18 protein-coding genes are annotated in these 22,249 nt (G+C 37.4%); 5 read left to right on the top strand and 13 right to left on the bottom strand.

Annotated features, from left to right (window positions below):
• Position 1 precedes the first annotated feature (1 nt).
• The 3 genes from H514_RS0101450 to H514_RS0101440 are packed head-to-tail and all read left to right on the top strand — an operon-like array spanning position 2 to position 4,022.
• Positions 2 to 1,150, top strand: a complete 1,149-nt coding sequence (locus H514_RS0101450; RefSeq protein WP_027445347.1) for an iron-containing alcohol dehydrogenase — start codon at positions 2 to 4, stop codon at positions 1,148 to 1,150.
• Between the two features lie 40 nt (positions 1,151 to 1,190).
• The gene (locus tag H514_RS0101445) at positions 1,191 to 2,582 is read left to right on the top strand and encodes a membrane protein (protein ID WP_027445346.1); all 1,392 of its coding nucleotides are present in this window, start codon (positions 1,191 to 1,193) and stop codon (positions 2,580 to 2,582) included.
• A gap of 21 nt (positions 2,583 to 2,603) precedes the next feature.
• Positions 2,604 to 4,022 (top strand): NAD-dependent succinate-semialdehyde dehydrogenase, encoded by a 1,419-nt coding sequence (locus H514_RS0101440; RefSeq protein ID WP_027445345.1) that lies wholly within the window; start codon positions 2,604 to 2,606, stop codon positions 4,020 to 4,022.
• A gap of 249 nt (positions 4,023 to 4,271) precedes the next feature.
• Here H514_RS0101440 and H514_RS0101435 read toward each other — a convergent pair whose 3' ends face one another.
• The 10 genes from H514_RS0101435 to H514_RS22205 form a co-directional block, all read right to left on the bottom strand.
• Entirely contained in the window at positions 4,272 to 5,384 is a 1,113-nt protein-coding gene (locus tag H514_RS0101435; protein ID WP_027445344.1) for a cupin domain-containing protein, read from the bottom strand.
• 14 nt (positions 5,385 to 5,398) lie between these two features.
• Entirely contained in the window at positions 5,399 to 6,814 is a 1,416-nt protein-coding gene (locus H514_RS24825; RefSeq protein ID WP_081983659.1) for a fumarylacetoacetate hydrolase family protein, read from the bottom strand.
• A gap of 30 nt (positions 6,815 to 6,844) precedes the next feature.
• A complete protein-coding gene (locus H514_RS0101425) occupies positions 6,845 to 8,116 on the bottom strand; it encodes a TRAP transporter large permease (RefSeq protein ID WP_027445343.1) in 1,272 nt (423 codons plus the stop codon).
• Positions 8,113 to 8,607 (bottom strand): TRAP transporter small permease, encoded by a 495-nt coding sequence (locus tag H514_RS0101420; RefSeq protein ID WP_027445342.1) that lies wholly within the window; start codon positions 8,605 to 8,607, stop codon positions 8,113 to 8,115. The genes H514_RS0101425 and H514_RS0101420 overlap by 4 nt, the downstream gene beginning before the upstream one ends.
• Before the next feature lie 14 nt (positions 8,608 to 8,621).
• Complete coding sequence (locus H514_RS0101415; protein ID WP_027445341.1) at positions 8,622 to 9,641, bottom strand: TRAP transporter substrate-binding protein; 1,020 nt, start codon at positions 9,639 to 9,641, stop codon at positions 8,622 to 8,624.
• A 43-nt stretch (positions 9,642 to 9,684) separates the two neighbouring features.
• On the bottom strand, positions 9,685 to 10,911 hold the full coding sequence (locus H514_RS22210) for an FAD-dependent oxidoreductase (protein ID WP_051254969.1): 1,227 nt from the start codon (positions 10,909 to 10,911) through the stop codon (positions 9,685 to 9,687).
• A gap of 16 nt (positions 10,912 to 10,927) precedes the next feature.
• Positions 10,928 to 11,686: an IclR family transcriptional regulator gene (locus H514_RS0101405; protein WP_027445340.1), complete on the bottom strand. Its 759-nt coding sequence runs from the start codon at positions 11,684 to 11,686 to the stop codon at positions 10,928 to 10,930.
• Positions 11,687 to 12,192: 506 nt separating this feature from the next.
• A complete protein-coding gene (locus H514_RS0101400; RefSeq protein WP_027445339.1) occupies positions 12,193 to 13,035 on the bottom strand; it encodes a glycosyltransferase family 2 protein in 843 nt (280 codons plus the stop codon).
• Between the two features lie 470 nt (positions 13,036 to 13,505).
• Positions 13,506 to 13,883 (bottom strand): hypothetical protein, encoded by a 378-nt coding sequence (locus H514_RS0101395; protein ID WP_027445338.1) that lies wholly within the window; start codon positions 13,881 to 13,883, stop codon positions 13,506 to 13,508.
• A 157-nt stretch (positions 13,884 to 14,040) separates the two neighbouring features.
• Positions 14,041 to 14,460 (bottom strand): YbjN domain-containing protein, encoded by a 420-nt coding sequence (locus H514_RS22205; RefSeq protein WP_051254968.1) that lies wholly within the window; start codon positions 14,458 to 14,460, stop codon positions 14,041 to 14,043.
• Positions 14,461 to 15,247: 787 nt separating this feature from the next.
• Between H514_RS22205 and H514_RS0101385 the strand changes: the two genes are divergently transcribed.
• The gene (locus H514_RS0101385) at positions 15,248 to 15,901 is read left to right on the top strand and encodes a hypothetical protein (protein ID WP_027445337.1); all 654 of its coding nucleotides are present in this window, start codon (positions 15,248 to 15,250) and stop codon (positions 15,899 to 15,901) included.
• Positions 15,902 to 15,989: 88 nt separating this feature from the next.
• On the opposite strand, the gene H514_RS0101380 is transcribed toward H514_RS0101385, so the two are convergent.
• Together H514_RS0101380 and H514_RS0101375 are read right to left on the bottom strand one after the other, a co-directional pair.
• A complete protein-coding gene (locus H514_RS0101380; RefSeq protein ID WP_027445336.1) occupies positions 15,990 to 16,838 on the bottom strand; it encodes a hypothetical protein in 849 nt (282 codons plus the stop codon).
• A 138-nt stretch (positions 16,839 to 16,976) separates the two neighbouring features.
• Positions 16,977 to 18,419 carry an alpha/beta hydrolase gene (locus H514_RS0101375; protein ID WP_027445335.1) on the bottom strand — a complete coding sequence of 481 codons (1,443 nt, stop codon included), beginning with the start codon at positions 18,417 to 18,419 and terminating at the stop codon, positions 16,977 to 16,979.
• 308 nt (positions 18,420 to 18,727) lie between these two features.
• On the opposite strand from H514_RS0101375, the gene H514_RS0101370 reads away from it, so the two are divergent.
• Positions 18,728 to 20,848, top strand: a complete 2,121-nt coding sequence (locus H514_RS0101370; RefSeq protein WP_027445334.1) for a hypothetical protein — start codon at positions 18,728 to 18,730, stop codon at positions 20,846 to 20,848.
• 173 nt (positions 20,849 to 21,021) lie between these two features.
• Here H514_RS0101370 and H514_RS0101365 read toward each other — a convergent pair whose 3' ends face one another.
• Positions 21,022 to 22,236 carry an Ig-like domain-containing protein gene (locus tag H514_RS0101365; protein WP_027445333.1) on the bottom strand — a complete coding sequence of 405 codons (1,215 nt, stop codon included), beginning with the start codon at positions 22,234 to 22,236 and terminating at the stop codon, positions 21,022 to 21,024.
• Positions 22,237 to 22,249 lie beyond the last annotated feature (13 nt).

The following is a 22,249-nucleotide window of genomic DNA, read 5'->3' as shown; positions in this document are numbered from 1 at the left end:
CATGTCTATCTCTACTTTTAAAATCGCAAACAAACTCATAACCGGTAACGGAGCAACTGAAAAACTGTCGGAAGAAATGAATCGACTACAGGTCTCCAACCCGTTAATCGTAACCGATGAAATCTTACAGAAAGTTGGTGTTGTCGATCAAGTCACCCCACTTTTGAAAGGGCTTTCTTATGAAACATTTACAGGGGTTAAACCAGATCCTGAATTAAAAATTGTTGAAGAGTGCGCCGAAGTATTTTCACAAGGGAATCACGATAGCCTGATCGCCATTGGCGGAGGAAGTGCGATTGATATCGCAAAAAGTGTATCGGCTTTATCATCCCATAACGGTCAGCTAGCGGAGCTTATTGGAACAGACCTTGTCCCTCAGAAAGGCTGTCCGATTATCACTCTCCCTACCACGGCTGGAACAGGATCTGAGGTGACCAATATCTCCATACTATCTGATAAAGAAGCACAGTTGAAAAAGGGGATCGTCAGTGATTACCTACTCCCGGATGTTGCCATTGTAGCACCGGAGATGACGTTAACCATGCCCCCATCTGTAACAGCTGCAAGTGGCGTAGATGCCCTCGTTCATGCAATCGAAGCGTATATATCAGTAAACGCTTCCCCTATTACAGATGCCCTAGCTATTCAGGCTATAAAAATGATCTCAAAAAACCTTCCAAAAGCCTATGCGAATCCAGATCACATGGAAGCGCGCGAAAACATGGCGACAGCTAGCCTGATGGCAGGTATGGCGTTTGGGAACGCTGGCGTAGGAGCTGTACACGCACTCGCTTACCCATTAGGCGGCCGCTACAATATCGCTCATGGTGTAAGTAACGCTCTCCTTCTCCCTTATGTGATGGAATGGAACAAAATCGCTTGCGTCGAACGTTTCCGTGACATTGCAGATGCTTTCGGAGAACAAGTTTCTCACCTTTCCGATTCAGATGCTGCAGACCAAGCTGTAAAAGCGATGGAACGCCTATGCACCGAAGTGAATATCCCAACAGGCTTAAGGTCTTTTGATATACCGGAAAGCGACATAACAAACATGGCTGAGGATGCTAGTAAAATTGAAAGATTGCTCAATAACAACCCTCGCAAACTAGGAAAGAAAGAAATTGAACAAATCTATCAATCTGCATACTAGAAACTAGTGTGCCAAAACTATAAGAAAAGAGGTATGCGAAATGTGGAAAAATCGTAACTATGGAGAAGAATCTCCATACATCCCATTAGGCCCATTCAAATTAAGACTACCTTTTATTCACTACAAATTTGAATGGCCAGACTATGTGCAAGGACTTATGATGTGTGCTGTTGACTTGGCAGCAATCCCCTTAATGACGGAACTGTTAGGCATGCCATTTGAGGTTGCCTTAGCTGTTGTGCTTTTAAACGGTATCTTGTACTTAACCCACCACCTACTTGGAGATCCCGTTGTGCCAGGGTGGATCACACCAGCCATTCCATTAATTATGGCTTATGTATCCACGTTCCCTGAAGGTGTTGACCGGGTTCATGCTCTCGTCGCCTTTCAGTTAACACTCGGGCTCTTCTCTATCTTTTTAGGAGTTACCGGGCTAGCAAGAAAAGTTGTATCGTTTGTTCCACCAGCGATTAAATCCGGAATTATTTTAGGAGCTGGTATCGCAGCCGTTAAATCCGTGTTTGAAGTAGGCGGACGATTCGAAAGCTTCCCATGGTCCATTTCCATTGCTGTAGGGATTGCCTTTTATATTATCTTTTCCAAACACTTCAACAAACTTAAAAATCGCAACTCAGCATGGGGATTAATCGGGAAACTAGGAATCTTTCCAATTATCATTTTAGCTGTCGTGATTGCTCCCCTATTCGGTGAAGCTTCATGGCCAACGATTGAATGGGGATTAATCAACCCTGACTTCGCCACGCTTTGGAGCGAGTATACGGTATTCGGAGTTGGCTTCCCGTCCTTTATGCTATTTGTTAAAGCCGTACCGACCGTATTAGCAGCTTACATTGTCCTATTTGGTGATGTTCTACAAAGTAAAGCACTTATCTCTGAAGCTGATGATGTACGAAGAGATGAAAAAATTGATTATAACGAAAACCGCGCTCACATGATCTTCGGCGGACGTAACTCGATCATGAGTTTCCTAGGTCCAGACGTAACAATGGCTGGTCCATTATGGGCAGCGATGCAAGTTGTTGTCATTGAACGCTTTAAAGAAGGTAAAAAAGCGATGAACTCCTTATTCGGTGGATCAGGTTCCTTCCGTTGGGGTACCAATACAGGACTGATTCTCATGCCAATCGTAAGCTTGGTTCAACCTATTCTAGGAATTGCCCTTGCTTTAACGTTATTAATCCAGGGTTATGTAAGTGTGCGAGTAGGTATATTAGAATCACGAAGTCACCGTGACCTTGGTATCGCAGGTATTATCGGAGCTGTCTTAGCAACAAAAGGAGCAACATGGGCCTTCGCTGTAGGTGTACTACTGACGCTATTAGTGTACGGTAAGCAGTTCTTTACTGGTGAAAACGATCAGATCTTTACAAAAGACATTGAAGAAGAAGAGATCAAACAAAAAATCTCGTAACAAGCAAAAAGGAGGATAACGATGGAAACATATGCTATGAGAATAAACGGAGAAGATATCGGAAAAGAATTACCACCATTAGAAGTAAACAACCCAGCAACTGGAGAGATTATTGCAACCGTTCCTCATGCAGGAGCCAATGAAGCAAAACAAGCCGTTGATGCTGCATCCCAAGCGTTCAAAAGCTGGTCCCAATATTCCGCCTATGAACGAAGTGAGGTCATCCGAAAATGGCATGACCTCATCAATGAACACAAAGAAGACCTAGCACGCACGATGACGATCGAACAAGGAAAACCATTAAAAGAATCCCGAGGCGAGATCAACTACGCTAATGGATTCATCTCTTGGTATGCAGAAGAAGGAAAACGCGTGTACGGCGAACAAATCCCCGCAACACAACGAAACAAACGACTTTTCGTTCAAAAACAACCCGTTGGCGTGGTCGCTGTTATTACACCTTGGAACTTCCCTGCAGCCATGATCACGAGAAAAGTTGCCCCTGCCCTTGCTACAGGATGTACGGTGGTCATAAAGCCCGCTGAGCAAACACCGATTACAGCTATTAAACTAGCATTACTTGCTGAAGAAGCAGGGATTCCTAAAGGTGTTATCAATGTTGTGACAGGCGATCCAAAAGCCATTGGAGAGACTTGGCTAGAAGATGAACGTGTTCGCAAATTAACATTTACAGGCTCAACTGAAGTTGGAAAGCTATTGATGAAAGGATCAGCCGATACGGTCAAAAAAGTCTCCCTTGAGCTAGGAGGACATGCACCTGTAATCGTTACAAATGATGCTGACTTGGATAAAGCAGTCGAGGGTGTAATGGGCTCAAAATTCCGAAATGCTGGTCAGACTTGTGTTTGTTCAAACCGTATATATGTGCATGAATCAATCGTAGAACCTTTCACAGATAAGCTAGTTGAAGAAGTAAAAAAACTTAAAGTAGGAAATGGATTAGAAGATGGCGTCAACATTGGTCCACTTATTGATGAGCAAGCTGTATCAAAAGTACAAAGTCATGTAGAAGATGCTGAACAAAAAGGCGCAAAAGTGTTCTATCAAGGAGAAAATCAAGATGGGCTCTTCTTTGATCCTGTAGTTGTAAGAGATACAACAGATGACATGATCTGTATGACGGAAGAAACATTTGGGCCACTTGTACCCATCGCAACCTTCAAGTCAGAAGAGGAAGCAATCCATAGAGCTAATGACTCGATTTATGGTCTATCTGCTTACGTCTTTACAGAAAACATAACGAAAGGTATCACCATAAGTGAGCATTTAGAATATGGAATTGTTGGTTTAAATGATGGACTCCCATCCACTCCACAGGCTCCGTTTGGTGGGTTTAAGCAAAGTGGACTTGGGCGTGAAGGTGGTCATCATGGGATTGAGGAGTATTTGGAGACGAAGTATATATCCGTTGGGTTGTAAATAAGACAAGCTATATATAAAAGCCTGCATTCATTACGAGTGCAGGCTTTTCATATGCTTCCACAACAATGGAGTATAGAGTAACTAGAAAGTTTCTATTTTTAATATTAACAGTTTCAGTACGATGGTATAGGTTCATTATCCTACTATTTCGAGAATCGAAGGGACGATTGACCTATCCCAAGTTGCCCCAGGTACGCCTGACCCCACTACGTTTTTGCGTTTAAACAGTCGGGGGGAAGATACCAGTTACTTCGGTTCAAAAACACTTGTAATCTGTTGATGTCCTTCATTTTCTTCATAGGCTTCTTCTTGTTGGAAGTTGAACTTTTCCATGATTGGTTGGTCACTAACATTAAATAAATAAGCATCCTCCGAAGAGGTTACTACATGCTCATGAGTAGCCCAGCTCGGGATCACAAAGTAATCTCCTTTAGACCATTCAAACTTCTGTCCATTAATTACTGTATAGCCGCTTCCTTTATACACCGTAAAGATATTCGAATCTGTATGACGGTGAGCTTTTCCTTTAAACCCACTTGGTAGCTTCAATAATTTAGCCAGGATGGTTGGGTTCGCTTGTTCACCCGTTGATGGATTAATGTACTCAACGCCATAGCCATCATATGGATCTGGCTCATATTGGCTAATACTATCTAGAGCATCTTTTGTCTGTGCCCATGTATATTTCCCAACGGGGGCAACTTGGGGCTCTCGGTGAGTAATTGGGCGAACCATTCCCCCTTCATAATGATGACTCGAATAGTTATCAGGCTTTTTCGCAGGCTGTAGACCATCTGGATACGGCTCAAAGAATGTTCCACCTATACTATATACAAAAGGAATGTCTAGACAATCCATCCAAATCATCGGCTCGTCCCCTTCATGACCATGACCGTGCCATAGTCCCCCTGGGGTCACGAGGAAGTCTCCTTCATTCATGTACATCTTCTCACCATCTACCGTACTAAAAGCACCATCTCCATTCGTAATAAAACGAAGCGCACTTTGAGTATGGCGGTGGGAAGGCGCCTTCTCACCAGGTAAAATCAACTGAACCGCTGCATATAGGTTCTGTGTTGTCGAACCCCATCCCCACGGCTTTCTGTCTGTTAAGCCAGGGTTTTGCAGATAGATCGCCCGACGTTCGCCACCACGCTCTGGTGTAAAGATCTCCTTCGCTTCCATTAACTTTTGATAGATCGTTTCCCATTTCCATAGATACGGCTCTGCACCCGTATCCGGAGTTTTATTCATTAAGTCAGGAATCGCATTCCATAAAGGTCCCAAATTATACTGCTGAATATCCTCATTAAACGCTTTAACTTCTTCACTTTCAAAAAAACTATTTTTTCCAGCCACTTGTGACCCTCCTATTATTTTTGTAGCTTTTCCATATTACGTTTTACTTGTGCAATATGCTTTTCAATGTGCTCTACCATAAAGTGGTCCAGTAAGAACGATACTGGTTTTGTCCCAAATTTCGGATTCCTATGCGGAGACTCCTCATCCAGGTGTTCATCGTCTAAAGCAACGATTTCTCTACGAATGTTTGCTCTGAACGACTGAATAGATTTCAATGTCTCTTCAAAATTATTCATCGTCGCCTCTTCAACAGCACGCAACCTTTCAGAGTCAGTCAATCCACGCCCCCATTCAGTGCCTGGCACCTCTGTAACTCTTTTTAATTCAGTCAACCAGTATTGGTTGGCTTCATTCACGTGGTTGACCACTTCAAGGATAGACCACTCCTCTTCTGATGGCTTCACGTCAATGATTCCATCGTCAGCCTGGCGTACTGTTTCTACAAATTCATCCAATAAGCTATTAATCTTATTTGCATATTCTTTTACGTTTTCTTTATGAACTTCTTTTACATTATTTTCTAACGTACCTACCTGGTCAACAGAAATGGTTACTTTGTCTCCATCCTTTAAGAATTGAGGTGGATCCATAGCAACACCTACTCCTCCAGGTGTTCCCGTACAGATCACATCCCCCGGCTCCAACGTCATAATTTCAGATAAAAACTCAACCAGTTTTGCAACATCAAAAACTAGATTTTTCGTATTGGAACGCTGCCTTTCCTCACCATTCACATGCAATACAACATCTAGATTAGTTGTGTCCTGCAACTCATCTGAAGTGACAAGCCAAGGCCCCATTGGAGCACTTCCATCGACTGATTTTCCTTGCAGCCACTGTAGAGTTCTTTTTTGCATGTCACGTGAAGTTACATCATTTACAATCGTGTAACCAGCAACATATTCAAGCGCCTCTTCCTTCGGAACATTTTTAGCTTGCTTACCAACAACAAAAGTGAACTCCGCCTCGTAATCTAGCTTCTCAGTTAAGTTACTGTAATAAGGAATGTTATCTTCAGGTCCTAAAATCGCATTGTTGAACTTAGCGAATAGCACTGGATGAGTCGGAAGGTCACGCCCCATTTCCAAAATGTGCTCACGGTAGTTGTGACCCACACAAATGACTTTGTTCGGATTTAAAACTGGCGGTCCAATTTTTACATCATTTGCTTGAAGAGTATAAAATTCACTTGGGCGATTTAAAGCAAATTCATAACCCTTTTTTGCTTCACGATGCGTTTCATCTCCCCCGTAATAGTAAGCAAGAGAGTCACTTGGTACTCTTGCATCCGCAACCTCATCAGGGAAATATTCTCCTTTATATTCTAAATAAGCTTTATACGCTTCATTCAAGTCAATGATTTTTGACTCTTCATGCATCGCAGCAATTCTGTTTTCAGCATCTGTATAATAAGTTACGAGTTTCATGTTAAACCTCCATTTAAATCTACTAATATGTTATTTTGCTAGATTCGGAATAAACATAATTAATTCCGGAAAATACGTTACAATCAGTAATACGATGACTACAGCTACCAAGAATGGTGCTAATGACCGCACTAATTTTTCAATTTTCACTTCAGCAGTACTTGCCGCAACAAACAGCCCTGAACCAACTGGTGGTGTTAAGCTTCCAATCACGATGTTGATACAGAAAAGAACACCGAAGTGAATCAGGTTAATATCATAGGTAACCGCAGCAGGGATTAGTATTGGAGCTAAAATGATCAGCGCTGCAATACCGTCCATCACCATTCCTACTAATAATAAGAAGACATTAATCAAAAGTAAGAAGAACAATGGGTTATCTGTCACTGACACCATCCACTCTGTAATCATTTGCGGAATACGTTCAAATGTGAGTGTTAACCCAAATAACTTAGCCATCGAAATTAAAATCGTCACAATAGCTGTTGTTACACCAGCCTCAAGGAATACCTTCGGAAGTTCCTTTTTTTTTAGTTCACGATAAAATACAAGTCCTGCTAGCAGGGCGATTAAACAAGCAAAGGCTGCCGATTCCGTTGCCGTAAAGATTCCAAGAATAATTCCCCCTACAATTACTATCGGTACTGATAGCGCAGGAAAAACTTGCACAAAGGCTGTAATAATCTCAGAAAATGTTGACCTTTCCGTTTTAGGGAAACTCATTGTATAGCCAAAATACGCAATTAAGCCTACGAATGAAATCCCCATCAGGATCCCTGGAACAATTCCAGCCAAAAACATGGTACCGATCGATGTTTCCGCGATGACACTATAAATGATGAACGTCATACTTGGTGGAATGATAGGCCCCATCATCGCAGCAGCTGCAGTAGTTGCAGTACTAAACTCCCTTTTATACCCTTCCTTTTCCATAGCTGGTACCATGATTCGACTCATCATGGCTGTTTGGGCTAAGGAAGACCCTAGGATTGATGCCAAAAAGGTATTGGTCACCACATTCACATAGGCCAGTCCTCCTCTGAAGTGACCCACTAAGACCTGAGCGAACTTGATCAGCCTTTTCGTAATCCCGCCATGGTTCATCAACTCACCAGCTAGAATAAACAACGGAATAGCGAGAAGTGAGAAATTGATATTTGCAGAAAACAGCCTTTGTGGCGCTGTTTCCAATAATGGTAGATTGCCAGAAGCAAAAATATAAGAAATCCCACTAATCCCAAGAACCATAAATATGGGGATTCCAATGAGTAATAAGGCAAAGAAAATCAATAATATGATCATAAGTTATCCCTCTTCGATGTACGAATAGAATCAAGTAACAAGTATAACGAGTGAATGGTCATAAATAAGAATCCAATTGGGACACACAGATACGGATAAAATAAGGGGATCTCCATTCCTAACGATTTTTGTGAGCTTATAGTTGGTTGTGTAATCCACCCAAACGAGATATAAAACATATACGCAGCAAAACAAACCACAACCAATTGAATGAAAACTTTTAGCCCCTTTTGGACTTTCTCTGGTACTTTTTCATAAACCATGGTCACGGCAGCGCTTTGCTGCCGCTTAATGGTAATACTCGCACCGATAAAGGTTGTCCAAGCTAATCCGTAAAGTGAAAGCTCACTTGACCATTCCAATGGATTGTCCAAAAAGTAGCGAAAAATAACACTTAATGTAAGTGATACAAAAATGATTAAGATCGCTAAACTTATAACAACCGCTTCTAACTTGTAAATTCCATCACTTATTTTCTTCAATACAGCCATTTCATCACATCCGATTAGTCTTGTGCTTTTTCAATAAATGCTTTAATTATGTCAGATTGTTCTGAATATTTTTGATAAATTTCGTCTTTTACTGATAAGAAAGGCTTGATATCTTCTACTTTATGAATGTTCAAGTCTGTCTTTTTAACTTTTTTCATATTTTCTTCAAGCTCTGTAATTGCCTCATCATTACCCCAATCAACAGCAGACTTCATAGCATTGTTGATCAATTCCAAATCAGAATCGCTTAATTTTTTATTCGTTGAATTACTCTGTAAAACAACCGCATTAAATGCTGTCTGGTTCAGTAAAGTAAAGTCATTTGCGATTTCATGATATTTTTGGGAGGCAATAGAGTTTACACTGGCGTTAATGCCATCCACTACGCCTGTTTTAAGTGCTGAATATACCTCTGTTAATGGCATGGAAACGGCACTAGCGCCTAAAGCATTGTACAGGTCAGTGATCGCTTGTGTTCCTGGAGCTCGAATCTTTTTCCCTTTAAAGTCTTCAGGAGAATCCATTTTTCCGTTTTTCATTAAGATACTGTGATTTCCCGTAAACAACCAGTCTACACCTTTGAAATTTTGATCTTTCGCAAACACTTTCAGTAATTCTTTTGATTCGTCGGTACCTCTCATTTTCATTGCATCTTCCATATCCTCAAAAAGGAACGGCATAAACCATGCATTTAAGTCAGGATAGCTTGATGTTAAAAATGCTGTTGGGATCACTGCGTAGTCCACTGATCCTGAATTCAACATTTGAACAACATCATTTGTTCCCCCTAATTGAGAGCTTGGGAATACTTCAACCGTAATCCTTCCATCTGTTTGCTTTTCAACATCTTCCTTAAACTTGTTTACCGTTTGCGTCCATATATGACCAGGGGGCACGTTGGTTGAAATTTTCAGTTTAACGGATTTAGCTTCTGAACCTCCGTTGTCAGCTCCACCTTGAGCTTGGTTGCCACATCCTCCTAAAGCCAAAACTAAAGCTAAAATAAGCAATAATGAACCTTTGAATTTTTTCACTCTCATACACCCTTCTCTTTTTGTTTTAAGCGCTTACATAAATCTATTTAATATAAAATGCAGGAGGTTTCCCTATCCCTTGCTCACGAACACTAGAAATTAATGATGATCGTAAAATCCACTTACGAGCTAAGTCTTCATTTGTCGCCTCTTCATGCATGTCTTTTTGCATTTGCACTCTCAATTCTGGTTCTTTCTCTTTCATTAGTCGGGTGTTTTTCTCGCTGATTAGCTTTACATACTCTAAAGCAACTTTTCTTCTTACATCTGAATACGTTTCTAACTCTTCCTGGATGGTAGATTCATTGTCTTCATTTATAATGCGTTCAATTCGACGCGTTATATCCACCGCATCATGAACTCCACTATTTAGTCCTAATCCACCCATTGGACTGTTTACGTGGGCCGCATCTCCCATTAATACAACACGACCTTTGTAAAATTTCTCTGCCACTCTTTGGTGAACACGGTAAATCATCTGTTCAATGACTTCGAACTGATCATCAGTTTTCAGGGCTTTTTGAAGTTGTTTTTGTACATTTTCTTCAGATGTTGCCTCTTCATCCGTCATGTTAGATGGAACTGGGAATAACAATCTCCATGCTCCTGGCACTTTCAATAGAAATAAAAATTGTTCTGGGTCCGATACGTAATTTACATAAGCGATGTCTGGTATATAGTCATGGAAGTTTGCAGGGGTTCCTACTAATAAAAATTTCTCCTCTAGCGTATAGCCAGTAAAGTCATAGTCTAGTAGTTTTCTTGTTGTGGAACGCGCACCATCCGCAGCTAAGAGATACGGTGTTTCAATTACACGTTCACCTTCTGGGGTTTGTACTTTAATGGTTACGGAATCTTTATCTTGCTCTAGTGAGGTTAACTCACTATTAAAAAGCAATTCAACATTGTCTGCCGGATCTAAGAATTCCTCTTTAAGCATCTTTACATATGTGGATTGTGGACATTGAAGTCTATAAGGATAGTTTGTCTCATCTTTAATTAAGTTGAAGTCAAATTCAGCATACAAGCCAGTTTGACGATCCCGGTATTGCACTTTGTCTGCAATAATTCCTTTTGGAACAAGGCTTTGAGCAATCCCTACCTCTTCCAACAATTCTAATGTTCCTGCGTGGAATGTTGAAGCTCTCCACTCTTTACTTGGTTGATTTTCTTTTTCTAATACAATAACTGGAATGCCCTTTGAAGATAAAATGGTAGCAGCCGTTAATCCTACTGGACCCGCCCCAGATACTACAATTGGTTTTGTCATCTGTATTCACACCTTTCTATTTCATGAAGCCTAATTTCTTTGATATGTCATTCGCTGTTTCAATTAAGGATTGAACAGCTTCTCCATCCTCACTGACATCTAAGTTTCCTTCAAAACCTACAACACTAATGGCTGCAGCCAATGAACCAGATGGATAAAATATGGGTGTACTGATTGCAGAGATTCCTTTTATCAATCGACTGTTACTGGTTGATAATTTCTTCTCCTTTACTTGCTCAATTTCTCCCTTTAATAAAGTTGGGTCAACAGCACTTTCTTCTAGTTCATTTTCTAAGATTGGGTCTGTAATCGTCTCGGGCATAAATGCTCGGAAAATCATTCCCGTAGCACTATAAAGCGGTACATAGGAACCTGTATCTAAACCAATATTGATTAAATTGTTGCTCTTCTCCCATCGCACGAAAAATGGACCATTCTCTCTCCAAATACAAAGAGCGACTGTCTCATTTAATTTATCTTTCAGTTTGATGAGATGTGGCTTCGCTTCATTAGCAACATCCAATGATGCAAAAGCCGCTTCCCCAAGTTCAATCAGTTCAGGTCCAAGACTCCATAGTGGATAGGTGGATTCTTCATGTTTGATCAATGCGCCGATATTCACCAGACTGTTCAGATAACGATACAACTGACTCTTGTGATAGCCTGTTTCCTTCGAAATTTCATTTAATGTGAGTTCTGATTTACTCCGTGAAAATGCTTTTAAAATTTTGAAAGCCACTTCCACTGCCTGTATCCCACTCTTCGATTGACTCATAATCTCTACACCCTTTAACACGTTTCATTATAAACTTTTGTTGGTGTTAACAACTCATTAACAATCAGGGTATTGTCAAATAACGGCCGCCCCTTTTTGTTAACGATGAGTTAACAATATTAACATGATGTTAATGAAAAGTTTAACACCCTTGTTTTCTACTAGTCAATATTTTTCAGAAAATTCATAAAAAACTGACGATCACCCCAACTACTTTTCAGCACTAAAGTGAATAAAAAGTGCCTGACCCCCACCACATTAAAGCATCATCTCGGCGGCAGGGGACAGGCACTACAAGTAATAAGGATCAACTTCATCCTATTTTGAACAGGTGTATCAAAGGGACGGTTCTCGCGTTTGTATTTTTTGCAAACAGACGAACCGTCCCCTTGTTATCACCCTTGTTATCATCTTGTTCAAGAAATTCTCAGTGACAATATCAACCAATACAAGAAACGTCCCTGCATCCTCCAACACTTCACAAACAATAGAACTCTCCCCCTTTTTCAAAGGTGCGTCCGATTAGTCGCTCGTGTTCTAAAAGGAGTTCCATCCCATACTTGTTTGGTTCCTGCTTTCCTCTTCTTTACCCCTGGTTCATCTAACAACGTAAAAAAATTCTTGGTTGGGAGCTCGCCTAGATTATGTTTCTCTGATAACTTCTTTAAATATCCTTGCATCGAATCTACATTCTTGGATTGATTACCATGACTATCAGAGAAGTCATAAAGGACGCCTGCCACAGGAACGCGATTGACTCGGAACTTTTCTGACACACGTAAAAAGAAATCCCAATCCCAGTAATGATGCATGTCGGCATCAAACCCACCGATTTGATCGTGAATTTCTTTTCGATATAAACATCCAGAAGGAATAAAGGTCGAGAATGTGCGCATACCTTTTAAGTCTAACTCATAAGCAAATAAAAAACGTGCTTTAGGCACACGTACTTGATGAATCCATTCATAATTAACAATCTCTACATCAGAATAGATCAAATCATATTCAGATATAACCTCGAGCATGGTTTTAAGGTGTGTAGAAACAATTAAATCATCATCATCGATTAACATGATATAATCACCATTTGCATGAGCTACGCCTACATTTCGAGCATGAACATGCTTTACATTCGTGTCCATTTCGATAATCGTTATCAACAACTGAGGGTATAACTCTTTTACAATATCCACCTTTTCTCCACAATCATTCACAATAATAATTTCAAAGCTTTGAAAGGTTTGTCTACTTAAACATTCCATTAATTCCGTCAAGTATAGCAACCGATTATATGTGGGGATAACAATAGAAACATATGGACTAACCACTATTTTTTCTCCTCTATTCATTTCATCGTAACCTCTTATTATAGAATTTATTCCCATCAACCCAAGCCTATGGTTATCAGTTAAAATGTATTAACTATTTCCATAGGTTATAGGTAATATTTACTATTTATTTTAACAGAAATATCTATTTTTATAAATAATAAGTATGCGATCGTTTTATCAAAGGGACTGGTATATAGATTGGCAGTGTTCGGTGAATTCATTGGCGTTCATTAATAATAAACGTGTAAAGGGTAGTGCAGTTCTGATGATTGTCATTAGGATTATTCACAATAATGATCTTTAACCTAAAATGAGATTGCTTGCAGAAAACAATTAAGAGGAGCATTTATGAAAAGAGTTTTTGAGATTGTACAAAAATATGAGGATTAGTTTGCAGAAAATGACCTTATGAACATCTCGGTTAAAAAACAATATAAAGGGACGACACAAACAGACGAACCGTCCCCATGTTTCCTTCCCATGTTTCCTTATGCTGAAAAGATGTTTTCAAAGTTGATAATTTGAGCAGAAAAGTCGACTTCATTTCTATCGTTCACAAAATCAACTGTTTTCGTTTTTGGAAGGTTGGAATGATTAAAGTGAGAACATCCCTTAAATGATGGACAGTTGTCTTTTATATGATTATCTATTTCAGATAATGTTCTTTTACTTACCTCAAGCCATGCCACTAAATTTTTAGCTTCCATATAATCTTCAAAAATCATCAATTCATACGGATTTTCCAAATGAGGTTGAGATTCTAAATAAAAAAGCACTGCACCCTCGGACAGTTTCATATTTGGGAATTTTAGTTTTTGTCCTTCAAAATCAATTGTTATGTCAGTAAGACTATTATCTTTTTTCACTTAATTCTCTCCTTTTAGGATAATGGGTTCTGTCTTTAAAATTGTTATATTATATAACAGCTGGTATGCCTTTCATCCTTTAGCTGTTAATAATCATTTAAACATAGTGATATGTTTATGGGTTTAGAAAAGACAACCTCATAAAAGGTTGTCTTCTTTATGACCACATCACTTTCATAAACTTCGGATAAACCTCATCAGCAGTATTTAGCGCCATAACCATTAATCTGAAAACTACATTAGGATTGAAATTGTCTTCAAATATTAAAGCAGCACTGCTACTTATTCTCCCCTGATTATCCATATAAAATTTATTAAATCTATAATCTATATTAATTTCATTTAGTAATTTATGTATTGACTCCTTTTTTAATGGATCTGTTATTTCAGCAATATCAAAACCATAAACATCAACCATATGCTCTTCGACTGAGAATGCTACAACTAAACCGATTGAACCACCATTTTTTAATTTTTGTTCAGTACGAAAAAACACACTACCGTCTTCATTTGTTCCTTCGTTCATATAAATTTCTTTTTGCCTTAATAATTCTTTGAATCTTTCAACATTAGACATGGTGTCACCCCTCAAAATATAGTATTCATTTACTAGTTTACAACAATTAAATGAATCAAAAAACCCAAAAAATGTGATTTCTCTAAATGATTTAATAAGTATATAAGCTTATATGACATACAGATACATACATAGGGACGGTTCTATTCCCGTGTTTATTTCAGTTCTTCATATGAAGTAATAGGAATCACTCCATCTAAAACCGACTTAGCAGTATCCCAGCTCACAGGATCTCCACCTTGTCTTTTTTTTAGAAAATTTCACATCAACGACTCGTTTATACCATTTGTTTAACTCTATATCCTTAGGAAGGTTCGTACCAGATGTAAACCGGATATACTGCATGCCTCTTAAAACAGGCATGTAAGGATCGTCTTCTGTCTCATAAAACATTGATAAATCGGAAATAAATAAACTCTCGGGTGTGGGTTTAATCCAACATTATCATCTAGTAGTTCAGAACTTTTAGTGTTTCCAGTTCCATTTATCTCTTTATAAAATGTTATAGGAAATAAATTATTAAATACATAAGAAGAGACTCCCCAACTAATACCTCCACTATTGAAACAAAGGAAAAGAATAGCATTACCCCTTCACACCACCAATCCCATATATGTATTTAATCTGAATCCAGAAACCTATCCTTCAAAAAATTCTGTATGAATAATCTCCCTAATATTTCGATACTCCAAAGAGACGATGGGCCTATCCCTTTATAGTATTAAATTACTATATGGTATAAAATAACTAATAGAGAGGATATAGAAAATTAGCAGGAGGAGATTTTATGTTAAAGAAGATTATATCCATATGTTTGATACTCTTCATTTTTCTTGTATGTTCACCAGTAACTAATGCCGAAGTAGATTCAGTTGGGAAGCTTACTGTAAAGGCTGAAACAAATGTCTATTTTAATTCTAAAGATTTCCCTAAATCAAGAACGATTCAAAAAGGGACAACTGTGAAAGTCTTAGGTGTTGTGTATGGTGAGGAACACATATGGTATAATATAGGTAATTTTGAAGTAATAAAACACAGTAGTAATGTAGAATATGAAAGTAAATATGAAGCTGAAAAAGAAAAAAGAGAACAAGAAGAACTAGAAAGAGAAAAAATGTTAGACACTATAAAAGAGTATAAAAGTCTTCCTACAAAGATTAATGTGGGTAAAGATAAAGTGTGGTCCATAACCTTTTCTACTAAGTTAAAAGAAAGTACAATTAATAGGGATAATTTCTATGTCATCGATAAAAATGGAATTAGACATCCTGAAAGTAATGGGCAGCTTGAATACACAACAGATGGGCAAACCACAGTCAAGTTTAAGCCATTTGTAATGGGATGGATGGACAAGACTCATATCTTGGTGATAACTAGCGAAGTACAGAGTAAAGACGGTATTGCGTTATCTGAGGGGGTTAAGATGGAATTCACACCATAACTTTATATATAGGGAGGACGGTTCTTACGTTTATAAAAGGAAGATGAAACTCCCCCCTACGGCTAACAGGAGAACCGTCCCCATTTCCTCACACTGTCTGAAAATCATCTTCTTCCTTATACTCAAATAGAGGAAACTTAAACTCTCGTCCATAAATATCCTGTTCTTTTGAGTCATGCCAAAAATCCACTCTTACTAATAAGTAATCCAGGTCCATCCCCATCAATTCGGAAGGAGAATAAACTGTATCTAATTCCTCAAGCGTGAAATGACTAGAAGCAATCGCCTCTCCACCGAGTATTCCTTCTTCAGTGTCGAACACTGTTACCTCATACTTAAACTCCATTTTATTAAAAGGAAAATGAAAGAATAACTTAATACTACTATCATCTTCAAAGGATACTTCACAAATTGTTGTTTTCTTCAAGATTTGTAGCATGTCCATTTCTGTTTTGTCTTTGTGATTCATTGACATTAATTCATGGTAGCTAGGTAACTTACCCAAATTTTTATTATCATTTAGTTTAAAGAGCATATAACTAAATGATAATAAAACAAGAATAGATCCCACCATAAAAACATTTAATGGAGAACTTAGATCAACCATAAGTGTAAAAGTAGTCCATGAGAATGCAACAAAACAAATTGTTATTATTGCTAAATATGTTACAACATCGGTAGGTTTACTCTTACTTACTAGATTTTCATAGTGTCGAAACCACCATCTTATTTCTTGTAATGAGTCAGTATTCTCTTCACTGAAATTTTTTTTAATTGAAAAGTTTAATGATTGCAAATTCCATAATATCTCTCTTGCTTTTTCCACACTCTGCTGACTATTTAATGTTATGTACACTGCTATCAAACCCACAATAGTTAACAATCCACTAGAAACACCAAAAAGTACACTTGAAACTTCACTAAAATTCTCAATCAAATAAATCAGTCCAATCAATTTAATAAGTAATGATTCGTAATATTATTATAAATCCATTTTTTATCGCCTTATCATAGGGACGGTTCTTGCGTTTGTATCTTTTTCACAAACAGACGAACCGTCCCTATGTTCGATCGATTAATAGACTAGTTCCATCACTTCATCGTACATACCAAATCGCTCCATATACTGTTCAGTTGCTTTAAGTTGGGCTTTATTCTCTGAATCGAGGTTCTTTTGATAAATATCAACTAAGGCTTGTTTAATTCGTTCTTCAATTTCATATTGATATTCCAAAATCCAGTCCTCAAAAATATGAGGGAATGGTTTAGTAGGGTAATCATCTAAGAACTTGAATAACTTGTCTCTTAATACATCATTATCATCTTCATCAGTAATGAGCTTTAACTGCTCCCATTTCGTGACAGCATCACAAATTACCGGCACTTCGAAAGAAACAGTTTGATGATCAATTGATAGCATATTTTCTGCATTATTCTCTTTAAGCAGTTGTTTTATATGATTGAGACTGACTCGCAAGGAGTTTTTCGCATTCTTCAAGAGGGATTCTGGCCAAATATGATCGCAGATTTGGTCTCTAGACACTTTTTGATGAATGGATAAAAACGTTAAAATTTCTTTCATCTTACGCTTCGACCAATTGCCTTGTAATTGATGGCCCTTATAATAGAACTCAAACCCATTTAAAATACGCACCTCTCCTGGAATGGATTCATTCTTAGGTTGGGGATGTAAGTGGTGGCCTAGTTCTGCTAAGTAAGGAATTGTGACGACTGAATGATCGTTTTTTAGATTCTCGTAGAAATCTATTAACCATTTTGCCATGATAACTGGCTGTTCCATGGGAATTAAATTGGATGCTGCAGGCACAATCAAGGTTCGTACATTTTTAATGAAATGAGCGTTATAAGTTAACAATTGTGGTGGATAATTCAGGTCATGCTCACCTGAAAGCATGAAAACTGGTACTTCAATATTTTTCAACTTCTCAATTGAAGTATTTTTGTATAGGAACTCTAATACTTCAAAATACTCTTGCAAATTAACTTTTCCAAAAGCATCTCGAATGTACGCTTCATGTTCTTCAGTTTTTTTAGCTAATAAAAAGTGAATCATAAGATCAGCTAAATTATCTGAATGATCCCTCCTATATTGAACTCCTTTTTTCCCTGGTTCAATTGGATAATAAAAGGGGGTGGAAACAATGGTAAGACTCTTTGAAGGTAATATTTCTTTATGTATGATTTCGTAGGCAAGAAACGCCCCGAGTCCATGACCCACAATATGATCAACTTTTATTCCTAGATGTTCGACTAACATCACAATATCATCAATAAATAAACTCCACTGAACAGGCGTCATACTTCCTTGTGTACGACCATGCCCTCGAATGTCTAGCATTAAAATATTGTAATCGTGTAAATAAGGGATAAGTTTCTCCCACATCGTTAGTTCAAGACCAATGCCATGTAGTAGTAAAAGCGTTTCTCCATCCTCTTGTTCACCTTGTATGTACTTATAATAAACCGCTTCTTCGTTATCTTTGGTGTAAAAACTCACATTCTCCCCTCCTACGCATATTACGACGCACATAAATAACTTTTAATTCCATTTTATGAGGTAGAGAACAAAAAATCTATAGATAGTAAGCAAAAAGGACTAACATCAATTATTTGAGATATTCTTACTTTCGAAAGAAAACAGGTATCTCCGATGGTTAATCTTAAAAGTTTTTCTACCAATCACTCAAGAAATTAAATAAAGCTTAAGAGTCTATGGACCTACCCCCTATTCTTCCCAGTAATGCTTTGGTAACGTTTCTTTTTATACTATGAATAATTATAGGATATTAAAAAGGAGGAAAAGTTTTGAGAAAAAATCTAATAAGAACCTGTTTTATTTTTGCAATATTGGTGATCACAGTATCATTAATTCCTGAGGTTGAAGTAATGGCTAATGTAAAGGATATCGATCCTGAAGCATTGTGTGGTGAAAATGAGTGTGAGCTTTATGCGCAATATGAAGGAAATGTTCCTGATTATAACCATACAATACAGATATACAGCTATAGTGAAAATTGGGATGATAAAGATAAACTAAAAGGGATCTTTCAAGAACTATTACAGAATTCGTATAGTGAAGAAATCAAATTCCTCGATTTTATCGTGTTGAATGATAGAGTGGATACGTTGGATGGTTACTATCATCCCGTTTATAAAGATCGCAAACTCACAAACGGTAACTGGATTGAATTGTTGAATATGAGACGCTTTGATTCAGATGATATTGCTCAAGCCGACAAATACCTTGCTGGTTTAATAGCACATGAATACGGTCACCATGTTACTTATTATTATTTAGATAAAAAAAACGATGAATACTTAACCGATAACTTGAGAAATCTCAGTTACGCTAAATACCGTAGCCATAAAAATGTGACAACAAACACAAAAGTGGATCACATGTGGAGATTAAATGAGATAGCAGCAGAAGACTATGTTCAGTTGTATGGAAGTGAAAAGGCTTTAATTAATAAAGAATATCAAGAGAATACGTTTATTCCTTATCCTCAACATGTACCTGGATTAGTAAAATACTTTGAAGATCTCACAGGAATGAAAGCAAAACATCCTACTCTGGAAGGAAAAAGCGAACCAATAAATTTAGAATTCATTGGAGGCGACCCTGAAAAGAACGAAATATACTTCAAAGCAAATCGCCCTATAAATGATTCGGAACATGTATATGGTCAGAGTATAAATTTATCAGAAACACATAGTTCCATAAAGAATGTATTCCAGTTATTTGGTTCCATCGATGACATTACTCTCAGCTATGATATGGATCGTAATCCCATTTACCAGGACACTGTATATAAATTTTCTTATATCGTTAAAGATGAAAAGAACAGACCTACTGTTTTTTGGGAGAACATAAATATGGGAGAATTAATCCAATCCTTTGATTCAGAGGAAATCATAAAAAAACCTGAGATTGATAATATTCGGATAATGCGTAATATATCAGGAACAACTCTTGATATACCACTCAAACATTTAGATATTAAAGATGAACTCAAATATTATTTTATGGTTGAATATGAAAGTGGAAAAACAGAAAAGGTGTTCAATCTTCCTATTGGAATTAAAAACAAACACCTAGACGCAACTCGTAATACCTTAAAAGTTTTAGATTCTGGAGAAGGTAAATTTAACGTTACTTATAAGGGATTTTCCAAAACATTTCCTTATAAAGTCCATTCCAAAGCCAAGGAACTGGACACAAAGTACAATATACCTGTGGATAAGGAGTGGAATGTAACTTTTAGTCAAGACATAGATTTCTCTACTGTAAATACAAACAACGTATATGTAAAAGATTATGAAGGGAGTTTTATTGACCTCAATACAGAAGTACAAAATAAACGAACATTACTTATTCGTCCTAATTCTAAATATGAATCAAAACCTCATTTTCTATATATACGTAATATCAAATCAACAAGCGGTAAAACAATCACCCCCATCGTAATGAGGTTTAATGTTGTTGACGGTTACCACCCTAATGCTAAAAGTGTAAAGGATTTGAGTTTTTTAACAGAATTCAACAAAGATTATACAAAGCAGAGTGTCACTGATTTACTTAAAGTAAAACCTAAACGCATTAATCATCAAGGTGATGGTGATTACCAAATCACTTATAATTTAGATCAGCTTTTTGGATATAGTGGTAAATACGGTCTTGGGTTGTCAAACTTCTACCATGGTGACAATCTCTACAGTTACACAGTTAGTGGTTTTCATGAAGGCACAGTGAATGATATAAAGAAAAACTATATAAACCATATAAATGAAGAATTTAATACTGACAATCCGAAAGAAACAGATAGGTATATGACATGGGATTTAGAGGATAGAACGCTTCAATTATTAGTTAAAAGACACTCAGCACAGTTAGTTTTAGCAGAACTGAATATTGAACTAAAATAAAAGGAAATAAATATCTCCTCTCCCTTTACGTAAACGAAAATGTTTGTCTTATCATTACGACCTAACCCAAAGCATGTCAGACTAAAAGAACCGCATCCTCAGATGGATGCGGTTCTTTTAAATATTAGTAACGTAACAAAACGATGTAGAAATTCAGATAGACTATGGACCTATCAGTAACCATAGTTTATCATAACATATCCAAACTTTTGCTTATCACGATCAAATCGAACCCCTACACCAACTCCTGTATGTTCAATATTTGTCAAGAATCCATCTTGAAAAACATCGCTAATCATTCCTTGGTAACCTTGAAAGACATTTTCAGCAGACACATTATAAAGTAAATCACCTGAAGTTATTTTTTTATCAACAGTTTGCAACATCTTTTGTGTATTCGTTATAAAAAGTTTTCCATTTAGTTTCTTTTCAGCATGTGTATCGGCTAACTCAGACACTTCACTATTTCTTTCAAATGGTTCTAGCCCAAGCTTGACTCGATCCACATTTAATAAATCATAGAGAATAGTTTTTTGTCCTTGTGCAATTTCATTAAGATTTTCCTTATGAAAATCAGGCGAACTATCCACATCACGCTTTATCCATTGAATAGCAGTTATTTGAAATTTATTCGGTATCCGCTTATAAAAGTAATAATAGGTATATTCCTTATCCCATTTGTAGCAATAGCTATTAGTACAAATACCTAAATTTTTTGTACCTATCGCTTCATAAACATCTCCTACAGATGCTTCATGGAAAGTATCTCCTTCGGTTTTCGAATAACCTCCAACTATCTCCCCTTCTTTTTCATGTACAACTCTGTAGCTTAGGTAATCATCACTCAGAAACGTTTGCCAACTTCCACTATTCGGGTGAGGTAAGGTACGGTCTGGTTTTTGTGAATTCATCACCTCTTTAAATTCTTCTATACCGTGGACTACATTCTGATCACTAGATTTTGGTTTTTCAAGGGCTGTTTCAAAAGGCTGCAAGTAGTTATTTTTTATAAAATCTCCTTGCTCCGTTTTAGCCTTAGCCGTAACAATCACCATATATTGTTTATAAGGTTTTAAAGGTTCTTGTGGAATTAATTTGATGACCTTGGTCCCATCTACAAATTCAATGTCTCTCTCCATTCCGGCGTTATTTTCGTCTAGTAATAAAACGGAATTCTTTATCGACTCTTTATCCATAGGTTCCTTAAACGTAATTGTCCATTCTTTATCTATAGGCACACCATATTCTACATCGGCCTGCAACATGCCTTTTCCTTGAATTTTATTTTTATAATTCTTTCTATCTTTCCAATTATCAGCATGTATTGGATTGTTGATAAAAAACAAACTGAAACTTAATAGAAAGAAAGCTAATAATAACTTTTTCATTTTTCATCCTCCC

Source organism: Pontibacillus marinus BH030004 = DSM 16465 (assembly GCF_000425225.1).
In the GTDB taxonomy this organism is placed as follows: domain Bacteria; phylum Bacillota; class Bacilli; order Bacillales; family BH030062; genus Pontibacillus; species Pontibacillus marinus.
The sequence above is the reverse complement of the archived record's forward strand: the minus strand, read 5'-3'. Positions and strand labels throughout refer to the sequence as shown.